25 protein-coding genes are annotated in these 22,851 nt (G+C 54.2%); 14 read left to right on the top strand and 11 right to left on the bottom strand.

What is annotated here, in order from left to right:
* Window positions 1-2 precede the first annotated feature (2 nt).
* The 4 genes from C7476_RS02020 to C7476_RS02035 are packed head-to-tail and all read right to left on the bottom strand — an operon-like array spanning window position 3 to window position 3,990.
* On the bottom strand, window positions 3-1,295 hold the full coding sequence (locus tag C7476_RS02020) for a hypothetical protein (protein ID WP_114428229.1): 1,293 nt from the start codon (window positions 1,293-1,295) through the stop codon (window positions 3-5).
* Window positions 1,292-1,960, bottom strand: a complete 669-nt coding sequence (locus tag C7476_RS02025) for a YdcF family protein (RefSeq protein WP_245426029.1) — start codon at window positions 1,958-1,960, stop codon at window positions 1,292-1,294. The genes C7476_RS02020 and C7476_RS02025 overlap by 4 nt, the downstream gene beginning before the upstream one ends.
* The gene (locus C7476_RS02030) at window positions 1,957-2,790 is read right to left on the bottom strand and encodes a glycosyltransferase family 2 protein (RefSeq protein ID WP_114428230.1); all 834 of its coding nucleotides are present in this window, start codon (window positions 2,788-2,790) and stop codon (window positions 1,957-1,959) included. Before C7476_RS02030 ends, C7476_RS02025 begins: the two co-directional genes overlap by 4 nt.
* A gap of 24 nt (window positions 2,791-2,814) precedes the next feature.
* The gene (locus tag C7476_RS02035) at window positions 2,815-3,990 is read right to left on the bottom strand and encodes an MraY family glycosyltransferase (RefSeq protein ID WP_147274601.1); all 1,176 of its coding nucleotides are present in this window, start codon (window positions 3,988-3,990) and stop codon (window positions 2,815-2,817) included.
* A 392-nt stretch (window positions 3,991-4,382) separates the two neighbouring features.
* On the opposite strand from C7476_RS02035, the gene C7476_RS02040 reads away from it, so the two are divergent.
* The 7 genes from C7476_RS02040 (at window position 4,383) to C7476_RS02070 (ending at window position 11,023) form a co-directional block, all read left to right on the top strand.
* Window positions 4,383-5,165 carry a helix-turn-helix domain-containing protein gene (locus tag C7476_RS02040; protein ID WP_181872319.1) on the top strand — a complete coding sequence of 261 codons (783 nt, stop codon included), beginning with the start codon at window positions 4,383-4,385 and terminating at the stop codon, window positions 5,163-5,165.
* A gap of 99 nt (window positions 5,166-5,264) precedes the next feature.
* Window positions 5,265-5,513 carry a hypothetical protein gene (locus C7476_RS02045; protein ID WP_114428233.1) on the top strand — a complete coding sequence of 83 codons (249 nt, stop codon included), beginning with the start codon at window positions 5,265-5,267 and terminating at the stop codon, window positions 5,511-5,513.
* A 415-nt stretch (window positions 5,514-5,928) separates the two neighbouring features.
* Window positions 5,929-7,953: an AfsR/SARP family transcriptional regulator gene (locus C7476_RS02050; RefSeq protein WP_114428234.1), complete on the top strand. Its 2,025-nt coding sequence runs from the start codon at window positions 5,929-5,931 to the stop codon at window positions 7,951-7,953.
* A 35-nt stretch (window positions 7,954-7,988) separates the two neighbouring features.
* Window positions 7,989-8,231 carry a hypothetical protein gene (locus C7476_RS02055; RefSeq protein WP_106715443.1) on the top strand — a complete coding sequence of 81 codons (243 nt, stop codon included), beginning with the start codon at window positions 7,989-7,991 and terminating at the stop codon, window positions 8,229-8,231.
* Between the two features lie 112 nt (window positions 8,232-8,343).
* On the top strand, window positions 8,344-8,940 hold the full coding sequence (locus tag C7476_RS02060) for a hypothetical protein (RefSeq protein WP_114428235.1): 597 nt from the start codon (window positions 8,344-8,346) through the stop codon (window positions 8,938-8,940).
* A gap of 76 nt (window positions 8,941-9,016) precedes the next feature.
* Window positions 9,017-10,273, top strand: coding sequence for a YcaO-like family protein (locus C7476_RS02065; RefSeq protein WP_181872320.1), 1,257 nt, complete (start codon window positions 9,017-9,019; stop codon window positions 10,271-10,273).
* A gap of 9 nt (window positions 10,274-10,282) precedes the next feature.
* Window positions 10,283-11,023, top strand: coding sequence for a TfuA-like protein (locus tag C7476_RS02070; RefSeq protein ID WP_114428237.1), 741 nt, complete (start codon window positions 10,283-10,285; stop codon window positions 11,021-11,023).
* Between the two features lie 385 nt (window positions 11,024-11,408).
* Here C7476_RS02070 and C7476_RS02075 read toward each other — a convergent pair whose 3' ends face one another.
* The 3 genes from C7476_RS02075 to C7476_RS02090 form a co-directional block, all read right to left on the bottom strand.
* Window positions 11,409-11,669: a hypothetical protein gene (locus C7476_RS02075; RefSeq protein WP_114428238.1), complete on the bottom strand. Its 261-nt coding sequence runs from the start codon at window positions 11,667-11,669 to the stop codon at window positions 11,409-11,411.
* A gap of 1,162 nt (window positions 11,670-12,831) precedes the next feature.
* Complete coding sequence (locus C7476_RS02085) at window positions 12,832-13,644, bottom strand: helix-turn-helix transcriptional regulator (RefSeq protein WP_114428239.1); 813 nt, start codon at window positions 13,642-13,644, stop codon at window positions 12,832-12,834.
* 771 nt (window positions 13,645-14,415) lie between these two features.
* Complete coding sequence (locus C7476_RS02090; protein ID WP_112526153.1) at window positions 14,416-14,559, bottom strand: DUF1127 domain-containing protein; 144 nt, start codon at window positions 14,557-14,559, stop codon at window positions 14,416-14,418.
* A gap of 216 nt (window positions 14,560-14,775) precedes the next feature.
* On the opposite strand from C7476_RS02090, the gene C7476_RS02095 reads away from it, so the two are divergent.
* The 7 genes from C7476_RS02095 to C7476_RS02125 all read left to right on the top strand — a co-directional run bounded on the left by C7476_RS02095 (window position 14,776) and on the right by C7476_RS02125 (window position 20,587).
* Window positions 14,776-16,083: an amidase gene (locus tag C7476_RS02095; protein ID WP_114428240.1), complete on the top strand. Its 1,308-nt coding sequence runs from the start codon at window positions 14,776-14,778 to the stop codon at window positions 16,081-16,083.
* A gap of 106 nt (window positions 16,084-16,189) precedes the next feature.
* Window positions 16,190-16,501, top strand: coding sequence for a Dabb family protein (locus C7476_RS02100; protein ID WP_114428241.1), 312 nt, complete (start codon window positions 16,190-16,192; stop codon window positions 16,499-16,501).
* 5 nt (window positions 16,502-16,506) lie between these two features.
* A complete protein-coding gene (locus C7476_RS02105) occupies window positions 16,507-17,778 on the top strand; it encodes a glycerate kinase type-2 family protein (RefSeq protein WP_425373930.1) in 1,272 nt (423 codons plus the stop codon).
* Between the two features lie 124 nt (window positions 17,779-17,902).
* Complete coding sequence (locus C7476_RS02110) at window positions 17,903-18,118, top strand: hypothetical protein (RefSeq protein WP_114428243.1); 216 nt, start codon at window positions 17,903-17,905, stop codon at window positions 18,116-18,118.
* 448 nt (window positions 18,119-18,566) lie between these two features.
* On the top strand, window positions 18,567-18,923 hold the full coding sequence (locus tag C7476_RS02115; protein ID WP_114428244.1) for a hypothetical protein: 357 nt from the start codon (window positions 18,567-18,569) through the stop codon (window positions 18,921-18,923).
* A gap of 344 nt (window positions 18,924-19,267) precedes the next feature.
* Window positions 19,268-19,471: a hypothetical protein gene (locus C7476_RS02120; RefSeq protein ID WP_114428245.1), complete on the top strand. Its 204-nt coding sequence runs from the start codon at window positions 19,268-19,270 to the stop codon at window positions 19,469-19,471.
* 96 nt (window positions 19,472-19,567) lie between these two features.
* A complete protein-coding gene (locus C7476_RS02125; protein WP_114428537.1) occupies window positions 19,568-20,587 on the top strand; it encodes an LLM class flavin-dependent oxidoreductase in 1,020 nt (339 codons plus the stop codon).
* Here C7476_RS02125 and ureG read toward each other — a convergent pair.
* The 4 genes from ureG to C7476_RS02145 are packed head-to-tail and all read right to left on the bottom strand — an operon-like array spanning window position 20,570 to window position 22,845.
* Window positions 20,570-21,193 carry an urease accessory protein UreG gene (gene ureG / locus C7476_RS02130; protein WP_114428246.1) on the bottom strand — a complete coding sequence of 208 codons (624 nt, stop codon included), beginning with the start codon at window positions 21,191-21,193 and terminating at the stop codon, window positions 20,570-20,572. The genes C7476_RS02125 and ureG overlap by 18 nt on opposite strands.
* Complete coding sequence (locus tag C7476_RS02135) at window positions 21,190-21,900, bottom strand: urease accessory protein UreF (protein WP_425373931.1); 711 nt, start codon at window positions 21,898-21,900, stop codon at window positions 21,190-21,192. Before C7476_RS02135 ends, ureG begins: the two co-directional genes overlap by 4 nt.
* Window positions 21,848-22,333, bottom strand: a complete 486-nt coding sequence (gene ureE / locus C7476_RS02140; protein WP_114428248.1) for an urease accessory protein UreE — start codon at window positions 22,331-22,333, stop codon at window positions 21,848-21,850. The genes C7476_RS02135 and ureE overlap by 53 nt, the downstream gene beginning before the upstream one ends.
* Window positions 22,333-22,845: a DinB family protein gene (locus C7476_RS02145; RefSeq protein WP_181872321.1), complete on the bottom strand. Its 513-nt coding sequence runs from the start codon at window positions 22,843-22,845 to the stop codon at window positions 22,333-22,335. The genes ureE and C7476_RS02145 overlap by 1 nt, the downstream gene beginning before the upstream one ends.
* Between the last annotated feature and the right edge of the window lie 6 nt (window positions 22,846-22,851).

The following is a 22,851-nucleotide window of genomic DNA, read 5'->3' on the forward strand; positions in this document are numbered from 1 at the left end:
CCTTATCGGGCTGTTGCCACGCCAAAGTTAGCAGGAAGCGACATTCCGCTCGAATAATATGGATGGAGATCTGGTGAACGACTCCGGCACCACGCCAATGTTGGTAGCAAGAATATCAGCATGTGAACCCAGACCGTCAGGACCCAGTCTGTCTGGTGTGATATGGCATGAATGGCGGGTACAATCGAAAATATGTAGACGAGTTGAGCCGACATCTCTCCGCTCTTTGCCGAGGCCCACAAGCGGCTCATCAGATAAGCGAGGAGAAGAAACTTCAGGGCGCCAAAATACCAGAAGGACTGAAACGCATCGGCCATACCCGTTTCAGTCGTACCTGTCAGCGGATCGTAATCGCGTGCGGCGACAGGCATTGTCATCATGAGTGACTCTTTGAACTTCGCTCCGACGAGCTGTGCTGGTACATAATTGAAGACCAGCCTGTTCCAGTGGAACTTGCCATAATCGAAGTCCATCGTCTCTTCTGTATGATGGAGGCGCCAGATGGCATTCCGCATTTCCGGACCACCATTTTTCAGCAAATCATCGAAATTGGCGGCGACGTTGATTTGAGCGATGTCCTGCCACACGGGTGCCGAATTGGCCCTCGTAATCGTGCGATAGTCACCCATGCTGTTGAGCAGGACCGTACCGATAAGAACGCCCGCCAGCATGATGGTTCGCGGTATGACCCACCCCTTATAATACCAGAATGCCAGCGCAAAAATGATGATTAGCTCGACTGCTTCTGCGCGCTTTCCGGTAACGACAATCCGGTCGAAATAAAACATCAGATCGACGCCTATGATGAACGCAGCGGTCCACGAATAGCGGCGGGCAAAACAGAGGACGGCGATGGCCATGCCATAACTCATGAATCGCGCAAAAAAGAGCCACGCGACCGGCGCGCCACTGATCTGCACTCCAACCATCATCTCACCCGGCAACCGGCTGAGCTTGAAGTAGAAGTACGCGCCTGTGAGAGAAAGAAAAAAAGCCGCGATCAGCAGGCGTTTTTCATCGAAATCCCAGCGAAAAAAGGCAAAGGGCCTGGCGTTTGAAGACCACCCCAACCAGCACATCGAAAGACAAAGGATCGTGAAAGCGATTGTCTTCGCATATCCGCCTTCTGGAAGAAAACGATCGTCTGCCAGTGCCGGAATTTGCGGCAGAATAAAAGCGAAGGTGATCACGCCCACCAGAAAAGGAAACTGATAGATGCGCTCTGGCTTCAGCATACCCCACAGGAGCAGCATGAGCACCGTTCCCAGCATTAGCCATGTCAGAAGCCAGTTCATGTTCTCGCCTCCCGCGAAGGAAATGGGGCAGGGATGCGGGTGGATTCCAAGCCGAGAAAATGGCGAATGGCATACCAGACCGTCTTTGGATACTCTTTCATGATCTGAATTCCATCGGGGCCAAATGCGATCTTCTCGAGTGACTGACGTGGCTCCACTGGAACCGACATCCAGCGAATATCTGCGGACGCGGCCTCAAAACTCGCCATGGCTCGGCGCGAGTGATACCAGCTCGTCACGAGAACGGCGCTGCGCACATTCATCTGCTTGAGGATCGGTGATGTGAAAAGCGCATTCTCCCAAGTCGTTCCCGACTGGCACTCGACGGAAACGGCACTTCTGTCGACCCCTTGGTCGACCATTGCTTCGCGTATCCAGTAACAATCGCCGTCGCCGCTGACCAAGACCCTTGGCGCGACACCCGTTTGCCACAAGCCTGCAGCTCGGTTGGCTCGCGAGGGACCATCTCCCCCAAGAACGACGATCACGTCGACCTTGCCGATTGGATCACGAATCGTCAGCAGCGGATCGGCCAGGAAAAGCGCCAAGGGGGCGGCGGATATCGCCAGCATCGCAGCAAGACCACAACCGGCGAAGAACCACTTGCGCGATCGTTTGCGAGCGCGCCGGATGGTCCAGCCGGGATGGGTTTGGGCGCGCGTCATACGGAAAGGCCAAGTTCTCGCCGCTGCAACTCTCTCATCTTGATAACGATCATGTATTCATATGACGCGATGAGACGGCAGTAATGATAGCCTTGCCAGCCGTCGAGGAAACCGCCGCGGAGAAAATACATATAGGCGAATCTGGCCGCGGGACGAAATGGCAGGCGGTACGAGAATTCCTTGAGTGCACGCCGTCTGGCTTCTGGTGTGGCACTGAAGAAAGAAGTCCATGGAATCTTCTTGCTGCGAAGGATCTGCAGCGACTCGCGTGCTTCGAAACCCGAATAGCGGTTATGCTTGTCGAACCAGGCGGTCATTCCCTTATTGAAGCTGTAGTGAACGAAATGCGATTGCAGACGCCCGGTCGGACCATCGCCGACGGGACGCGAATGACATTCGCGCTCGTACTGAATACGTTCCGGTCGGGCGAGGCGCGTAATCCACGTGGGATAAAGGCTGCTATGCTTGATCCAGCGACCCATGAACATGTTCTTGTAGCGGGCGCTGAACATTGCTTCGGGTCTGTCCGGATCGGCAGCGATCGCCAGCATTTCATCGCGCAGGTCCTCGGGAGTGATCTCGTCTGCGTCGGGCATGTAGACCCATTTGTGCTTGAATTCGATTTCCTTCAGGCCATACATGCGCTGTTTTGTTTCGGTCTCATACTTGTGTTGATAGACGCGCGCGCCGGCGGCCTTGGCGATCTCGATGGTTTTGTCGGTACTATAGGAATCCAGCACAACGATATCGTCGCACCATGTCAGCGATGCCAAACATGCCGGCAAGCTCTCTTCTTCATTCAAGGTCATGATCAGGACGGATATTGACAAGGGATTACTCCACACTTCGCTGGCTTAAACGGCGTCTGAAAACATGCCGGTGTTGTTGTTGGCACTAGGGGGCTGAGGCGTATGGGCCATGCCTATTTCTGCACGTATTGGAGTCGGGGGGATCGGGTTCAATTGGGCGACCGCCACTGAACGAGACTGCTGAACCCAATCTGTTCCCTCCTCGCTCGCGAGAAACACAAAGGCTGAATGCACTGCCAGCGGTAACAGCAAGGCCACCGTCATCAGATAGTTCGAAGCTTCGATGATGATGCCGAAACACCCTATCGCACCGCAGAGCGCCGACGCTGCAAGAATGATATTCGTCGTCGTCCGTGGCGAAATCGACCTGTCAAGCAAGAGATGATGAAGGTGCGAGCGATCGGCCGCCAACGGGCTGCGGCCCGCGTAAAGCCGCCGGACAATCAGGCTGAGCGTATCGATCACGGGTATTGCGACGATCCACAGGAGTACGGAAAACGCGATATGGGTATGGGTCGACAAGCGGATCACAAGATAGGCGATTGCCGCACCTAGCGTCGTGCTGCCGGCATCTCCCAGAAATATCTTGGCACGCGCGACCCAGGGGCTGCGCATATTGAATGCAAGGAAACCGCTGACTGCGGCCAACAGCACGACGATCGGCAACACCAGCTCGCCAGCGCCTTTCCATCCGGCCACGACCGCGAGCCAGAAAAGAGCCACGGCCGCACTCCCGCCTGCCAAACCATCTATGCCATCGATCATGTTCCAGGAATTGATCAGGCCTACTACGAACAAAATGGCCACGACCGTAAGGAGCAGGAAGGATATGTCGAGAAGGGCAGGCGGAAGTGCGATTCCGGTCACAATGGTCGACCCTGACAGCGGATTGACCAGTATAATTGCTGCAACAAATTGCGCGGCCAGACGCTTCGTTGCCGAGAGTTCATGACGATCGTCGATCACGCCCACAATAATCGTGATGAGGAGGCCGACCCAAAAGTTCAGGGCTAGCAGTGGCTCGTTCCCCTGAACGAGCATGACCATTGCGAAGGCGGCGAATATCGCGATACCGCCACAAAGCGGCACGACGCCATCATGCAGTTTTCTCCTGTCGGGATAATCGACGAGAGAACACGCGTGCGATACCTTCTTCAAAACAACGATCAGCAAGGCACTGACTGCCATAGCTGCTAGACAATTGGTGATCCAAACAAACAAGACACACCTCCAGCTGATTGTGCATCCCTTGTGCGAGATGTGTTCACCTCGTCACGGCCGTACGGAATGCTTTTCATGGAGAATACCGCTGCCATTCACGCGGCACCATTTAGGAGAAGTGAGAAGTAGTTCCTCCTGAAGGATGAGCCCCGCTGTGTCCCTTTGGACTAATGGAATCGCGCGTATAAAGGGCTATTCTGGGTAAATTGGGTACTGTCAGGCCGCAGTTGTTACTCTGTGTCACGGTCGCGTCACGTTTGGTTACATAGCCTTGCTGATCCGCAAGTATTTGCAGCATAAAACAGAATTGAAGTGGCCTTTCAGAAACTCCTTTCGAAATAAGACAAGTACAAGGGGAATACTTCTTTCACCAGGTGGCGTAGGGTATGAACATGAGTGTAACAGTTGCGCGTATGGGAACTGACCTTATTCAGCAAGGATCCGCGGTTGACGGCGGATCGAAATTCCGTGGCGGCATATTTATTCATGCCGAAGCCGGAGTTGTTTTCCAGGGGTTGATGCAATCTCTCGAAAGAACATTCCCGGATATTCAGGTCAGCCTCTCGAATAACGTTGGGGACACGGGCACACCCGATCCCAATGTAGGCCTTGTGCTGCTTCATGCGGACTTTGCTTCCGACGTGGTCGATTGCATTGCACGTTGCAGGATGCGCTTCCCGAACGCATCGGTTACGCTGATGATTGATGAGAATAGTCCTTCCACGCAGGAACTCACCGGTCTTTTTGACAGCAAGACCATCCAGGGCCTTCTGCCCTTCAGCTTGAAACTTGATGTTTGGCTCGCGGTAGTCTGGCTATTACTTAACGGGGGCGATTATTATCCCTCCGCCATCATCCGTTCGATGGAAAAGTCACCCAGCGTGTCTGGTAAGGTACCGCAGCTTTATACTCAGTCAGATAATGCTTCCAACCGGGCATGGCCTGTCAAAACACTGACGCTACGTGAACACGAGATTCTGCAGCTCTTATCGGAAGGCCTGCAGAACAAAATCATTGCAGATCGCCTGACACTCTCGATCCACACGGTCAAGGTTCATGTACACAATCTGATCCGCAAGTTGCGGGCGCATAATCGCACACAGGCGACAGCAATCTATCGCAACAGCATGAACCATCATGGAATGAAACCGTTCGACACCACAGTTGTGCACTGACCCAAGGATCACCTACGGTCAGTCCAGCTACCCCTAATGCAGGTCTTCTACCTCAAATTGGCGGCTTGTACGGTCTCATACCAAATGTAAGATCGTGGCATGATGCTATCACAACCACAAAGATTCGATGATCAATCGAACAGAACCAACGAATGCAGGAACGCCCTCCGGGCGGCATTCGAGGAACTGGTGGATGAGGCGTTGACCGCCGGTTGGGACAGGTATGAGGTCTCCCTCGCGTTGTCCGAACTTGGTGAGCAACTGGTCCAGGCAACAGCTGAGGGTGCCGGCTCCGAAGCCGACATCGCGATCGCCAAGGCGATATTCGAAATCAAGCGCGCATTCTGACCATCCATTCAAAATGGATAAGGGCTGTCATGAATGCTAAATGACAGTTCTGGCGTTTTCTCATGTTTCTCCACTTGAATTTCTCTTGTGTATAGTTTTTTGAATATTCTGCACTGTAGTATTTCTGTGACTCAATCGAATTTATTATTTACTAGCCGATCCCTGCAAAAAGACCGCGACCATGGCCGCGGTGAAGAAGGAAATTGACGCCAAAGTCTCGAATTTCAGCGTCTTATCAGGCGATTGCGCTTGCCATCAGGAATACCTTAATTCATAGTTATTAGACTTTATGCTAATACTCCCTCTAGTGAACTATTTGAAGCTATAGTAGAGTTAATGGCAAGGCAGAATGGCATTTATCGATTGACAGGGTTACGTATTCAGAAAATCAAATAAAATCCGGGGTTTAGGCGGAATGAAGCTGGCGGTTTTTGGAGAGGCAACTGTTAGTCTGGGCGGGCAACTCGTCCCGCGCGTACCCGCGAACTTTCTTCGCATAATAGTCTATCTGCTTCTCGAGAGTCCCAACCATTCTGTTTCCCGCGGAAAGCTTGCTCAGGTTTTCTGGTCCGATACGGATCAGGCCCACGCTTCCATGAATCTGCGCCAGAGCCTGGCGCGCATCCGTAAATTTCAGGAACAGTACGGCCTCAACCTTGTCCAGGGTGACGCCACATATGTCTATCTTAACCTGTCGCAGGTGAGGGCAGAACTGCTCAGCATCGATCTCCTTGAATATCTGGAGTTTGCGCAGTTGGGCGACATAGAGTCTGTCCTTAGCCTTGCCGGTCTTTATTCAGGCGACCTGCTCGCACATAACGAACCGCAGAACTCCGATTTCGATGAATGGCTGGATGTCCAGCGCGTCAAGCTGCGCGATGATCTGATCACGACGCTCTTGAGGATGGTCAACCAGCCGGTTGGCGTCAGCATCGACGAAAAGCGCCAATGCGCCCGCAAGCTGATCGAAATCGATCCCTATCAGGAGGTCGGCTATCGCACTTTGATGCAGACCGCGTCGCAACTGGGTTTGATCGCGAAGGTGGAACGCACATTCCGTGAATGCGCCAAGAAGCTCCGTGACGATCTCGATGTCGATCCGGAAGAAGAGACGATCGAGCTCTATCAGCAGCTGCTGCCCAAGCTTTCACCGGCAACGACACGCTCTCTGATCCTGCCGCAGCCGGCTCCTCCGCTCGTTGCTAATGGCGTCGAAATCCAGACCCCGCAATCGATCCTGGCGACGACCCAGCTCGAGCAGAACAAAAAGGCTGGCCTGCCGCGAGTCATGGTCCTTTATATGCCGCACAATGCAGCGGATCCGATGGAGCAGCTTGCAGCCTCGCTCGTAGACGATATTACCATCGGGCTTTGCCGCCTGCGTACACTGTCGGTTGTTGCGCCCTATACATCGAAGAGGGTCGTCTCCGAATCTCCCATTGACAGTTTCGAAGGGCTGAATGCGCAATTCGGAGTCAACTATGCCGTCGACAGCAAGATCGTACGCCGCGACGGTTTCTGTTTTCTGTCGGTGAAATTGGTCGATGTTGCTACGCAGGAAATCGTCTGGGCCGAAAAACAGAAGTTCGATTATGTCCTGCCCGAGCAGCAATACCGCCAGCTGTCGATCCGCATCATCCTCTCCGTCGTTTCGGTCATCGAGAAGTCCGAACTCGACCGCTACAACAAGCTTTACCAGGATCCGAACGCTTACTACTGGTACCTTGTAGGCAAGAGAGAATTTGAAAAACTCGACGTTGCCAAACTCCGTCAGGCGCGGCAATCGTTCAAGAACGCCTTGACGGCGGCTCCTGACTTTGTGCCTGCACTGAGCGGTATCGCGCGAACAATGCAGCGAGAGTGGTTGGTATTGGCGCGGAAGGACAAAGACATCCTGCTTGAGGGCGAACAAATCGCTAGGCATGCTGCACCGGCCGATCCGGATGATGAGCGGCCGTTGCGCGAACTTGGCACCATCAGTATGTATCTCGGCAAATTCGACGATAGCCTGGAATATTTCGACCAGGGCGAGTCAATTAATCCGCAGCATGCCGATCTCCTTGCAGACTACGCGGACGCGCTCAATCATTACGGATACCTTGATCTTTCGCTCGAAAAAATTGAACAGGCGATAGCGCTCAACCCTCTGGCTCCGGACTATTATTACTGGGTCGGTGCTGGGACGCTTCACGATCTTGATCGTTATGAAGAAGCGATTGCCTTCATCCAGCGGATGCAAAACCCGCGTGCTGCAGCCCGGCCCATGGCCGCCTGTTGGGCCATGCTCGGTGAGCGGGAAAAGGCGAGTGAATGGAGACAACGATCGTTGGAAGACAATCCAGATTTCCGAGTCGGGGATTGGATCAAAAATATGTCTCTCAGAATTCCCGAACAACGTCAAAAATATGAGGCGTCTCTGCGCGAAGCAGGATTCCAATAGTTCTCAGTTCCAATCTCATCAAAGGACCCATCTGCATGGCGAAGTATTTCATTGTCGGCGAAGCCGGAAAAGACGAACTGTGGTTGGTTGATGTACAGAGTAAGAGTGTCGAACAACTGACGGATGCCGATCTCCAGGGTTCCGATTTTTTTAAGGACGTCAAAGAGGCGCGAAAAAATGGGGTGTCGGTAGTTAAGGGAATAAATATTGCTGTTGCTACGGACAGTCGGTCGGCGGCTGATACTAAAATGCACTCTAACGGACCTGACAAAAAATAAAAACAAACTAAAATACGAGCGGAAAACAAGATGAGACAATTCTTTTCTTGATCTAAAATAGAATCGTCATACGTTCGCCATGTGGGCTCTCCTTCATAGAAAGGTTATTCGCATGGCAACGTTTTACATCATGAATGATCCAGAGACGAACGCGCTTTGGCTCGTCGACTCTGAAACTCAAACGATCGAGCCTCTCGATCGTGATTTAATCGCCTCTTCCGGACTGGCTGGCAGTGAATTCATTGATTCGATTGCCAATCGGCCCGGAAATATCTTTGCTGCCGATGGAAACCGGAGTGACGCTACTGGTCGCGCTCATTCTAGCGGTATGGTAATGACTGCGGGCAGGCGGAATGATCCGTCGGACCGTGCGCATTTCTTTGGCCCTGCGTCGAAAGAAGCAGATATCGTCGTAACAGTGAACGCACGGGATGAAACATCTGATCGTGCTCACTCGAGCAGTCCGGTTGTGGACAGCGTGTACCGCAGCAATCCGTCAGAGCGTGCGCATTCCGCTGGCCCGGTTGTGGACAGCGTGTATCGCAGCAATCCATCGGAGCGTGCGCATTCCGCTGGTCCGGTTGTGGACAGCGTGTATCGCAGCAATCCATCGGAACGGGCGCATTCTGCCGGTCCGGTTGTGGCCAGTGGGTACCGCAGCAATCCGTCGGAACGGGCGCATTCCGCTGGTCCCGCGGCACTAAACTAAATACTGTTGCAAGCGGCTATCCAGCATTTGGATAGTTTGCAAATAAATGCGTGTTTTGCGGCCTGATGGAGTGGCAATGAAACCATTGGCCGAGCTTCCGGTTCTTGACCGGCTGGCGGCAGACGAAGCGAACCTTCGTTCTGCTTTCCGCCCAGGAGAACCGTCATCGACAAGACTGATTGATGCGGACGAAACCGTGAGCCGGTTGCGGCCGCACTTTCCGCGTTTGGGCATCGTCCGGATGGCCGAGGTGACCGGCCTCGACCGGATCGGCATCCCCGTGTGGATGGCCGTACGCCCCAACAGCCGGACATTGGCCGTCAGCCAGGGCAAAGGCATCAGCGCCGCCCATGCCCGCGCTTCCGCTGTGATGGAAGCCGCCGAAATCGCCATTGCCGAAGATGTTCCGCTTGCTTCCTTTGCCGCCTGCCGCCGCGAGTTACGCGACGCCGGCCACGATGTATTTGATGGGCGCATGCTGTTGATGCGCGGCGCGGACGAGGCCGGAGCCGATGAGAACGATTATTGGCTCGAAGGCTTCGACCTTTTGAAACAGAAGCCGGTTTTTGTGCCGCGCGAACTCGTCTCGCTCGATTTCACCTCGGCGCGGCAATCCTGGCACTATTGCCAGTCGACCGATGGTCTCGCCTCGGGCAATTGCCTGCTGGAAGCAGTCATTCACGGATTGTGCGAGCGTGTCGAACGCGATGCGACCGAGTTATGGCGCTTTCAACGCGACGCCGGTGTGCAGGCACATTGTGTCGATCCGGCGGTTTTCGGCGATAGCGGCATTGACTGGCTGGCCGAGCGGATCGCCGCTGCAAACTTTGTCTTGCGGCTGTTCAATGTGACGTCGGACATCGGCCTGCCCGTTTTCATGGCGACGATCAGCCCGGCGACACAGCATGGCACTTATCTGCATTTCGATCTCGCCGCTGGTTACGGCTGTCATTTGTCGCCCTGCGTTGCGGCAATGCGAGCCATTACCGAGGCCGCACAGACACGAATCACCAATATTTCCGGCGCGCGCGATGATTTCGACCCCTCCGAATATGCACAGCGCCTTGCGCCGGATCTCGGCGTCTACATCCACGCCGAACCAACTGATCATTGGCGGTTCGACGAGCCAGAACCTGCGGATCGAGCCAGCCTCGAAACCTATCTCGAACCTTTGCGCCGGCGCGGTATTGGCAGCGTCGTTGTCGTTCCCATGGGCGGCGAGGACTACGGGATGTCAGTCTGCCGTGTTTTGGTCAACGAGCTGGAAAGTCCGGCCGGTATCCGCAAGCATCGCTTTGGCGGGCGCGCGCTCAACGTCATGCTTCGGCAATAGGAGAGGGCGATGAGGATCCTGTTTGCGGGGCCAAGCCTTTCCGGAACGGAATTTGTACCTGTGCGAGGCGGTGAAGACCGCGTGCTGCCTGAATATGGGTTGACCTGCCGCGGCCCCGCCAAATGCGGTGATATCACCCATGCGATAGATCAAGGCTTCGGCGTCATCGCATTGGTCGACGGGCGGTTCGAAGACGTTGCTGCTGTCTGGCACAAGGAAATTCTCTATGCGCTGTCGCGAGGCGCCATTGTCTACGGCGCGGCCAGCATGGGCGCCTTGCGCGCTGCCGAGTGCCATCCGTTTGGGATGATCGGCATCGGCGAAGTGTTCGAACGTTATGCCTTTGGCGGCCTGGAAGACGATGCCGCCGTCGCGCAGGTTCATGCGCCGGCCGAATTCGGTTATGTCGCCTTCAGCGAAGCCATGGTAACCATCGACGCAACGCTCGATGCGGCGCTTGCCGCCGGAACAATCGATGCCGGGGAATACGCTCTGATTCGCACGCGTGCGGATGCCGTGTTTTTCAAGGATCGGACTTGGCGGCGGATATTTGAGGTTGTCGCGCCCGAGATGGATCGCGCGGCCGAACGATTGAAACCGCATATCCGCAATATCAAGCGTGAAGACGCCGCGATGCTGCTCGACGTTCTTCTGGAGCGCAAAAGCGCTACCCCGGTCACAGAGCTGCGGCCTGATTTCGCCGGATGGCAATTCAACGAAACCACGCAGTGGAGCAAGCTTCGGGTCTGAACGTACCGATAATTTCGTCCTGATTGCGCCTAACCCATATTAATTACGTGACATCTTGAAAAAACACGAGAAAAAGGCATTTGAGTCACGCTTGCGTAACGCTGTGAAACATAATCTCATCACGTGGTCGCAAGTTTAGCGCATGAAAACAAACAAAAAAGCATTCAAGCGTGTGTGGGAGCAAGCGGGCAGTCAGTGGGGGACCTACGCCGGAATTCTAAATATTCTATAAACAGTAAACTCAGAATTTCGGCGTAGCACTGGTCTAGTAGGGGATTAGTTACAAAATAAAGTTCAGAAAACGACAGGTGAAAGCCATGCATTGCGCGCCCTTCCCAGGGCGCGTTTTTCTTTCTCGTATCTTGCTAAAATTTCCGGAAGAGAGCTACTCCGCGCCGCCCGTCCGCTCTGTACCCTCATCGCTTTCGTCATCGTCGTCGGCGGCAAGCCATTGATCGAGAATTGCGACGGACATCGGGCCGAGATTGGGAATCAGTGTCAGATCAAGCTGTCGCGCCCACGCACGCTCGGGCTCCCAATCTGGCGGCATATTCCATGGGGTTCCGCCAAACTCTATCCACAGTGCATTCACGATGCGCGAATGCACTGTCTTTGAGGGGCAGAATGTCTGCAGGCGATTTCGCATGAGTACCCTTGGCAAATGTTGCGTGAGATTGCATTTCCCGTTCCTTTGGCCTGGGGCAGGGCCGGCGCTATGCTCGGCAACTGCCTTCTGCCTTGGATCGGGATGTGCAACGGAGAAACTCTTTGCCACGCGTGGCCAGGAAAGTTCTGGCCGATGCCGGGAACTGGACGGTGAGCCCGGCAATCGCAGGGATATAAGACGCCATCTCATGGAGAAGGCGGACCGTTCCCATTGTGTTTTTTCTCCGCTGTTCGTTCAGCGGTTTTTCTCTATACGGCATAATTCGGGCCCCCCAACGACCCAATTCATTTCTCTATTTGCCTTTGTAGTTCAGGAAAAACCAAGGCATTACTACAAAGATCATGGTTATATGCCATATAACCTGCGCTCCCTATGCCCCATCAAGAAGTACCTATAGGGTCAACTCAGTACAAATATGGATATCCGGAAAAACTACTTCATTTGTATTTATAGTTCTTCTTTGTTTTGCAGTTTTTTTGATTCGCTTTTGACAAATAAGTTATAGTATATTGCTCTTTCGTCAATAATTAAAATTGATTAACAGTACTAGTGAAACCGTAGTAATAATTGTTATAGCTCCGAAACAAGGCCTTCCGCGCTTGGAAGTGAGCGGTGGGTTGCAAGATATTACTTGTGGCGCTAGTGCGCCTGGAGCGTCAGACCTGGATTGTTTTTGAGCTTTAGGTCGATTTGTTCACGCGATGAAGGCGTCGATTGTAGCTTGAATTGGCTTTTTCTGGGCATCGTCCAGCGCGCTTCGACTTTTGCCATAGTTCAGCTTGTCGTCCGTATCGAAGATGCACATCAGTCAGCTCGATGCAAAGCTCCCTGTGTTGCCAAAAGAATAAATACAATGGTTGTATTTGTTGCGCAGGCGCTACTCGCGGCGTCATTCTGCTGGTTATCGTTAGTACGGCACTTTTGGTTTCCGGACCTGTCGAGCGAATCTTTGCCAGAGCGCTCCAGCAGATCGATGCGGGTTCTTGTCGTGTTCAACGTCAGGAAGATGACGTTGCAGCTTCCTTGTTGGTGTTGAGCAGGTGGGCAATAAGGTAGACGAACAGGCTTTCGGTGTTCGTCTACGTATAGTTGAGTTTGCCCACCAGCATCAATACGTCATTAGTGCGGGACATTTTTTGATTTATACGGCCCGGGCCATCTCAAGCGAGCCGTCAACGCGACCCATCCCCGTACCGTACGCTTTAAAAGGGGGCTGGTACGCCTCCTGGTCCATGCTGTTCCGGTATACCGCTGCAGCTTGGGTGCGATTGTGAACCCGAAGCTTGCGAATAAGATTGTGCACATGAACCTTGACGGTGTGTTCGGAGAGCGACAACCGATCCGCAATGATCTTGTTCTGCAGACCTTCCGACAGAAGCTCCAGGATCTGAGTTTCGCGGAGTGTCAGTGTCTTGATCTGCTTGACGACACCCGAACTGTTTTTTCCCTGGTTGCCGAAAGCATTCGCGTGACCGCCGGCCGAGTTCTTCTCGATTGAACGTATGATCGCCGAAGGATAATATTCACCACCATTCAGCAGCAGCCAGATCACCGCCAGCCAGATATCGAGTTTGAGACTGAAAGGAAGAAGTCCCTGGACCTGCCGATTGTCGAACAGGCTGTTCAACTCTTGTAAACCGGCGCTGTTTTCATCGATCATCATTGTGATCGATGCGCTGGGAAAGCGCTTTTTGAAGCGTGCGATGGACTCGGTTACATCGGCGACAAAGCCGCTGTGAATAAGCACGAGGCCAACATCTTCATCAAACTTTTCGTATTCGACGAATTTGCTGGACAGGTGAACATCGATGTCGGGAAATGTTCTCTCCAGGGATTGAACCAGGCCCTGAAATACCACTCCCGATTCGGCATAGATGAATATGCCGCTTTTGAACTTTGAGTCGCCTTCAAGCTTCGATGCATAATGAATATGATCAGGTGTTGTTCCGCTCATAATAGTTCCCTACGCCCTTTGATGAGAAGAGTATTTCTCTTCAGGATTTATTTGCGTTTTCGCTTAGCCCAATAAGTTCTTTTATTCATTTGCCTCAACCTGACAGTAAGCCCCCCGCTACCCGTGTTGATTAATAGAGGATTAATAAATGCCGCGTGACGCGGTCGTGACATAAGCAAGTGTGATTTAGCCTGCAAAGACGGTGGGTTGTCCGGGCCTTGGCCAGTCCACTATTGTTCGTGTTGAACCCACGGTCGCGCATTCTTGGCGTCTATTGTGGCGCCCGAGCGTCGAAGAAACCACCGTAAGGCGCCGATAACTAGGGCGCCGGCCAGAGGGCGACTCGCGCAGTCGGGTGCAGCCAAAAGGTCTAAGCAATATTGGTAGCTTTGGATCGGGCCCTCGCGGCACGACGTCCGCCGGTTTGGATTTTATATTAGCTGTCTGGAGTTGCACCAAGTATCAACGCGTGAACATAAGTAGCGGATATCGATGTGATGTATTTTTTTTCCATCGCATTCCGTGGCTGATGCGACGGGCGAACAGAAGCACGAAATCTAGCTTGCGCGGATCAGCATCTCCTGCAACGAACTCGCCCGCATTCGTGGTCTAATCCACCACCCGGGAATGATATTCTTATTCAAACGCATGAGAGCACGTTCTTCGAATACTGGCCAAGCCGCGATCGTTCCGGCAATCTGAACCTTTAAACGAGAACAGCGCCGGCAGCTTTGGGCTGCGGCGCTATCAATTCAACGGCACGATTGTCTATTAGATGCAGGCCATCCAGGCAATACGGCGAATGTCGGTGCGTGCGATGCCGAGATCAGCAAGATTGCGATCGGTGCACGAACGCAGTTCGTGGAGATTCTGCCGGTACTGACGATATTTATGAATACGGTTGCGAAGGCTCATTGGTCTTACCCCTTTTATTGCCCTCCCTGGAAACAACTATGCTTCGATTTGTATCGATTTAAAATTGCAAATGTTGCACGGCAGCATTGCTTTTGGTGCATACCGGTATGAGGCAATTTGATCGCTTGCCGCCAGCTTTCGACGCGAGGCTTTTCATGAACGGATACTTGCAGCTATAAGGGCCAGCAACACCCTTCTATCTCTCCAGGATAAACCATGTCACAGCCAGTTACGACCGCTCGAGACAGGCTTGAGGAAAGACTGGCACGACTGACGGCACGCGACAAAGATGAGCGCGTCTTCGTCAAACTCTATCCCGAAACGGCGCAGCGCGAGGCTGATGCTGCCGATCGTCGCCGGCGCGAGGGGGCCGGTTTCGGACCGCTCGACGGGCGGATCGTGTCGATCAAGGATCTCTTCGACGTCGCAGGCGAACCTACGCTGGCCGGTTCGACTATCCGGCGTACCGCCAATCCGGCAATTGCCGACGCTCTCATTGTTGAAAGACTACGTGCTGCTGGGGCGGTGATCATCGGCAAGACGATCATGACCGAATTTGCGTTCACCGCTGTCGGGCTGAACCCGCATTATCCAGTAGCACCGAACGCCGTCGATCCGGATCGCGTCGCCGGTGGATCGTCCATTGGCGCTGGCATATCGGTGGTGGAGGACACCAGCGAAATCGCCATAGGCTCGGATACTGGAGGGTCCGTGCGTATTCCTGCAGCGCTGAACGGAGTCGTTGGATTTAAACCGACAGCCAAGCGTGTACCGCTGCAAGGTGCGTTCCCGTTGTCGCCAAGCCTCGATTCCATTGGGCCATTGGCGCGGTCCGTTACCGATTGCGCGATCACCGATGCTGTTATGGCGGGGGAGACGGTCCCGGTCCCCGAGCCGATTTCCCTGAATGGACTGCGGATAGGTGTGCCGCGAGGGCAACTGCTTGCGGAGACGGAAAAGCCGATTGCCGATGCCTTCGAACGCTGCCTGCAGGTTTGCGCAAAAGCGGGGGCAATCATTATCGATTGTTTGGTTGATGATCTGATCGATGCGTTGGCCCAGGCAACGTCGATCGGGTCTATCGCCGGCATTGAAGCCAGCCGGATCCACGCTGAATGGCTGCATGATGAGACGCTCGACGTTGATCAGCGCGTCCAGCGTCCGCTGTTGCGTCGTCTTGGTGTTTCCGAATCCGATTATATCAAGCTGATGCAGAAGCGACGGGCGCTCGTGCGGCAGATGGATCAACGAATTTCCGACTTTGACCTGTTCGCCTTGCCGACGACACCTGTCGCCGCGCCCACGATCGCCTCGGTGAGGGACGACGCCGTTTACAAGCAGGTTGAAACGCTGCTCCTGCGCAATACGCAGCTTGCCAATCAGTTCGATCTGACGGCGATAAGTCTGCCAATGCCGGGCCTGACTTTGCCGGGCGGGCTGATGCTTGTCGCTCAACATGGTGCGGACAGACGGCTGCTGGCCATGGCTCTGTCCGTGGAACAGCTTCTATCCTCAGCTATATAGTCGCCGGCTCATTTGAAATGATAATCATGAAACAACTCGAAATAGCACTCGCAATTTCCGGGAATCTCGTCAGGATGCGCCACGCCTTTTAAGGAAAGTTACTTCTATGATCCGTCATTGTGTGTTTATGCGTTTTCGTGACGACGTGCCGTCGTTGGACCGCCAATCCATCTACCGCGATCTTGAAACTTTGTGCGCAAAGCTGCCGGCTGCGCTGACCATCACGTCCGGAGGAAATGTCAGCCCTGAGGAGGGCATGGACAAGGGATTTTCTGAAGGCTTTATCCTCGATTTTGCCGATGCGGCGGCGCGTAACGCCTATCTTGTTCATCCGGAACACCAGGAAATCGCCCGGCGGATCGTTGCTTCGACCGCCGGTGGCACTGACGGTGTTTTCGTTTTTGATATGGAAGTTTGAGACCGATGCAGGACAAGGAATTCTTCACGAAGCTGTTTCAGGCTGCAGTCGAAGCGGCGGATCCGGAGCGGACCATTACGGCGCATCTCCCTCCGAAGCCAAAAGGACGGACCATCGTCATTGGCGCGGGCAAAGGCTCGGCGCAAATGGCCAGCGCTTTCGAGAAAGCGTGGGCAGCGAAACACGGAGATTCTCCGCTCGAAGGTCTTGTCGTCACACGCTATGGATTCGGTGCGCCTTGCAAACATATCGAGATCATCGAAGCATCGCACCCGGTTCCGGACGCCGCAGGTCTGGTGGCTTCAAAGCGCCTGCTTGAAATAGTCTCGGGGCTGAAAGAAGATGATCTTGTGGTCGCGTTGATCTCGGGCGGTGGTTCTGCGCTGTTGCCGTCTCCGCCGCTAGGCATGACCCTTGAGGATGAAATCATCGTCAACAAGATGCTACTTGCATCCGGCGCGCCAATTGCGGCGATGAATGCTGTACGCAAGCATCTGTCGACTATAAAGGGCGGGCGTCTGGCTGCGGCAGCTTACCCGGCGCGTGTCTATTCGCTGATCGTCTCGGACATTCCCGGCGACAATCCTGCATTCGTGGCTTCCGGCCCCACCGTGACCGATGCAACGACGCGGGAGGATGCCTTGAAGATCGTCGAGCGTTACAATCTCGACCTGCCGGCAGCAGCGCTCGCGCATCTGCGCTCAGCAAACGCTGATGCGCCAAAACCCTCTGACGCGGTTTTTGCCGGCCACGAGCATCATGTGATTGCCTCAGCCGGTGTATCGCTTGAGGCAGCGGCGAAGACCGCTCGCAATTTAGGCGTCGAGGCAGTCATACTCTCCGATGCAATCGAGGGCGAAGCACGTGAAGTCGCACACGTCCATGCGGCAATGGCGAAACAGGTACTTGCCAAGGATCAACCGTTCAAAAAGCCCGTCGTTATACTTTCCGGCGGAGAGACGACTGTAACAGTGCGGGGCAAGGGCAAGGGCGGTCGCAACAGCGAATTTCTCCTGTCGCTTGCGATCGATATCGATGGAGCAGACGGGATCACCGCCTTTGCGGCAGACACCGATGGCATCGACGGTTCCGAAGACAATGCCGGCGGATTTGCCGATAGCACCAGTATTGCCCGGTTATTTGCCAAAGGGCATGACGCATCATCCTTACTCAACAAAAACGATGCCTGGACAGCATTTGATGCGATCGACGATTTATTCGTCCCCGGTCCTACCGGCACCAATGTCAACGATCTGCGGGCCATTCTCATTCGTTGATTGTCGGCCGACGGACGCTTAATCGCCATCTTTGGATGGTCAACAGTGGCCGATTCATGCCAGCGTGAACTGCCTGGAATACAACGATCCGCGCCATCTTCTGGCGCAACATAAGGAAAGTCGAATGCGGATAGCACTGTCCCTGATCGCTCTGTCTCTCATGATCGTCACGGGTTGCACAACCACACCAAAGACGACCACTCCCGCGGGGCCTTCACCTGCCAAGGATACGCATTTTGTCCCGCCACCCAAATCCCTGACACAGCGCGCAACTCCCTCCAAGGAGCCCAGCCTGAGTGAGTCTGCCGCAGCGGCTGCAGCGAAGCCTGTCGCGCAGTAACTACATTTTTGCTATGCGACGCCGTCTCCGACTACAGCGTCGGGGCGGCGTTTTGCATTATACGGCAGGTCAATTTCTGGAGAAGAGAGCAGGGCCTAAAACAACAAAACCCACCGCGGGAGGAGGTGCGGTGGGTTTCGTTGGTTATGGAAGGCCTTCTGGGAGGAGAAGAGGCCGTCCGTTTCGACAGGGCCGGGAGGAGGTGACGCTGTCGAAAATTCCTGATCTGACAATAACTCAACTGTCCTGATTTAATACAGACAATATTGCATAGCAGCAATGCATTTTGTGCAACGCAGCAATCTCATCGCCGAGGCGTCACGCTCCGATCACGGCCAATTGACTATGCATCAGGAACGGAACCAGTCCCCATCCGTTAATAATCCATGAACGAGGCTTATATGGCGATAAACGCTGGCCTCCAGATGTGGTTGGAAGGGGCAGGAAAATGCGCTTCTACAAATCATCGATACCCATTCTCGCAGCGGCGCTCTTTGCGTCGGCCGCTATATTGCCGGCCAATGCGTTCAATATCAAAAATCAGGCACAAGCGTCGGAGGACGTTAGTGAGGTCAGCAATCGACAATTCGAACGGGCTGCCCTGCTTGAGGCCAGAGCGTATATATGCGGGACCGATGAAGCCAGCGAAGCGGCGATGAAAGCGGGGATGCGGGAAACCGGATTGCCGGAAGACATAGCGGTCGAAATCGTTTCGGATCTCGCTTCTGGCCACATCGACAAGGCAGAAGAGTCCGGATCGAAAGAAATATGCGGAAAAGCTAAAGTGCAACTTTCCGGTTTTTAGTGCAGATTATTCGATGATCGAATAAAATATATCAATGCATTCATTCACTTGTAAATCGATCAGTAAAATTTTAGAAAAAATTTATGGATTAGCGCCATTTATTCACGAATATTTGTAGTAATTAAAGGGCTTTTCAATTCGCGTATTTCGAGAATAATGTTATCTGCGCAGTCTTGGTGGAATCAACAATCATAATTTAACCATCGCTGGAAATTTCTTCGAAAGTATCGGGGAATTTGTTGATAAGCACATTGGTCGCATGGCTTTTGTCCTTGCACTAATGCGAGAAGATTTTAGTGGGATACAACTCACTATTGCGGTTCACGGGATATGGAGAGAACAGCATGAACAAGAGAGCACAAACACTCGAAGTATTAAAAACAGAACTCTCAAAATTGTGCACCGTGGCGGATAATGCTGGTTTCGAGATGATTGCCTATTTCATCGAAACTGCAATCCGTGAATCTGATGAGCAGTTGTCACAGGAAACGCGCGCCGTGGTCGGTATGGAACTGCGCCTGGAATCGTCCCGCGCACGCCACCTTTGAATCGCGTCCTTCCCATTCAATCAAGCTTCAATTTTTGTGAATCATGAAATCGCGCTCTGTTATTGTGCGTTTGCGCCGCTCGCTTATATGAAGGCAATGACCCCGCTATCTGTCCTTGACCTTTCACCGATTGTTGCTGGCAGCGATGCCGCACAGTCCCTTCGTAATTCGCTGGATCTTGCGCAAAACGCGGAGCGACTTGGCTATAACCGCCTTTGGCTTGCCGAGCATCATAGCATGCGCGGTATTGCCAGCGCGGCGACAGCCGTTGTCATCGCGCATGTCGCGGCTGGCACGTCGAAAATCCGGCTTGGTGCCGGTGGTATCATGCTGCCGAACCATTCACCGCTGATGGTGGCAGAAGCTTTCGGCACGCTGGCTTCCTTGCATCCGGGCCGTATCGATCTCGGTGTCGGTCGTGCGCCGGGCACGGATCAGATCACTGCCCAGGCATTGCGCCGCAATCTCGATCAGGACATCAACGGCTTCCCGCAGGATGTGGTCGAGTTGATGGGGTATTTCCGCGATCCCGAGCCTGGCCAGCGCGTGATAGCTGTTCCCGGCGCCGGAACGAAAGTGCCTGTCTGGATATTGGGCTCCAGCCTTTTCGGCGCACAGCTCGCGGCGGCGCTCGGTTTGCCTTATGCCTTCGCATCGCATTTTGCACCGGCTGAAATGGAGCGGGCGATCGAGATCTATCGCGCCCGGTTCGAACCATCCGAATATCTCGACAAGCCTTATGTGATGCTGGGACTTAACGTCTTCGCCGCAGAAACCGATGATGAGGCAAAGCTTCTGCAAACATCGCAGCAGCAGGCCTTCGTCAATCTGCGTACCGGCAATCCCGGACCATTACCAGCGCCAGTGCGAGGCTATGAAGAAACGCTCGACCTCCACGCGAAGGCGATTTTGCGTCAGGCTCTATCTTGCTCGGTCGTCGGGTCGCCGGAGACCGTCAAAGCCGGCGTTCAGGATTTCATCGTGCGCACGGGGGCAGACGAGATTATGGTCACAGGCCAGATTTTCGATCATCCAGCAAGAATCCGCTCTTACGAGATTCTCGCTGAAACCATGATCAAGCGGCCCGAAGCTGCACCACTAAGCCGCCTCGCGTAGACCGCCTGCCGCTTCGATAAAGGCGATCACGTCGTCAAGGCCGTTTCTGCGCAGCATGTCGGTGAACACATAGGGTTTCGCTCCGCGCTGAACCTTGGTATCCGCATCCATCACATCGAGATCAGCGCCGACATGGGGCGCAAGGTCCTTTTTGTTGATGATCAGCAAATCCGAGCGGGTGATGCCCGGCCCGCCTTTGCGCGGTATTTTTTCGCCTTGGCAAACCGAAATCACATAAATGGTCAAGTCAGCGAGATCGGGTGAGAAAGTTGCGGCCAGATTATCCCCGCCGGACTCGATAAAGACGATATCGAGATCGGGATGGCGCTTGTTCATCTCGGCGATAGCCTGCAGGTTGATTGTCGCGTCTTCCCGGATGGCCGTGTGCGGACAACCGCCTGTCTCTACACCCATGATCCGGTCCTCGGGCAGGGCTTGCAGCCGGTTGAGGATCAGCGCGTCTTCCTTCGTGTAGATATCATTGGTAACGACAGCGATGGAATAGCGGTGACGCAGCGCTTTGCACAACATTTCGGTGACAGTGGTCTTGCCGGAACCAACTGGCCCGCCAATCCCGATGCGAAGCGGTCCGTTTTGCGAAATCATGAGCGAAATACCCTCGAATATTGTGTTTCATGTTGCATGGCCATGATGTCGGACATGATGGCAGCCGAGCCCAGATCATCAAGGCTGGAACTCGCGGCACGCTCAGTGACCGCCACGATTTGCGTTTCCATTGCCGCCATCAACGATACGCCATGGCTCTGTCCGAGTGGCACCAACCGGACGGCGCCTTGAATGAGGTTGGAAACGACGGCATGAAGATAGGCGGCAAGCGCTGGTTCACATGCAACCCTGTTCCGGGCTGCAACCATGGCGACGGCGACGGGATAGGGCATCTGTGCAGCGCCAGAATCCCTGCCGCTCCAATGTCCAATAGCCTGCACGAAAGCATTGCCTTGCAGCATGGTCTCCATGTGCCGCTCTTTCGAACCTGCCATCGCCTCCCCGAGCTCTGATTGTTCGAGGCAGCTGCCACCCGTATCCGCATCCCTCCAGCTTGCCGCAAACAGAACCGCATCGTTCCAGACCGAGCCATGGTTCATGAGTTCAACAAGCCAGTCCTGCAGTGATGCCTTGTCGTGGATCAAACCATCATGCACTGCCCGCTCGATGCCATGACTGTATGAAAACGCCCCGACAGGAAAAGCTGGGGAAAGCCACGTCATGAGGCGCAGAAGCGCGGTATTTGGGGCAAGGTCAGCCATGGGCATGATCGTGGTGTTGATGATCATGCGCGTGCGAATGCCCATTCCCGCTATGATATGCGCCGTGCAATGGATGGAACGGCGCAGTGATCTCGGTAACCTTCGCGCCAAGACCTTGTAACATCGCCTTGATCACGTGGTCGCGCAGGATGACGATGCGGCTTTCTTCCAGTTGCGCCGGCAGATGACGATTGCCAAGATGCCAGGCCAGTTCCGACAGATGCCGGCGATCCCGCGGCGTGACCTCGTAGAGCGCTTCATCCGCCGCAATGATCTCGGCCATTCTCCCATCCTCAAGAACAAGCACGTCGCCATGCTCGAACGCGATAGCCTCCGGCAAATCGACAAGTATTTGTTCGCCCTTCTGTAGTGTCAGTACCTTGCGCCGCAAATGCCGCTCGTCATGGGCCAGCACAACGCGATCGAACGGCATGCCGTGATAACGCCCGGCGTGGCTATGGCTGGTGACACGCTTCATCACGCTTGGCCTTTCTCATGAAAATCATCGTTCATGCACAGGAAGAAGTCGATCGGCGGTGCGTCACCGGTCAGTTGCGAAAGCAGCGTATGTACCTGGCCGCGATGATGCGTCTGGTGGTTGAAAATTTGCGTCAAAGCACGATCCAAGGTCGAGGTATATGGCTGGCCTTCGGTGGTGATCCAACGAAAGACGCCTTTGATCGAAGCCTCGTCCATAGCGTCGACCACGTCGATGATGTGATCGTCCAGGGCGATGCGCGCCGCGTGCAAGTCTTTGAAGTTATCGTGTAGAATCACATCCATGGAAGGGATCGCATAAAGGTCCCCCGTGAAGCGACCGAACCATAATTTGTCGATGGCCAGGATATGGTTGAGCGTGCCGTGTACAGATTTGAAAAATGCACGTCTGTCGGCGAAATAATCTTCGTGGTCAAGGGCACCGGCTGCCGCGTAAATCCGCCCATTGGCCCATTTGTTATAGTACGCAAGCCGCCCGAATTGATCCTTCACTTTGTT

It is taken from the genome of Phyllobacterium bourgognense, assembly GCF_003337575.1.
Taxonomy (GTDB): Bacteria; Pseudomonadota; Alphaproteobacteria; order Rhizobiales; family Rhizobiaceae; genus Phyllobacterium; species Phyllobacterium bourgognense.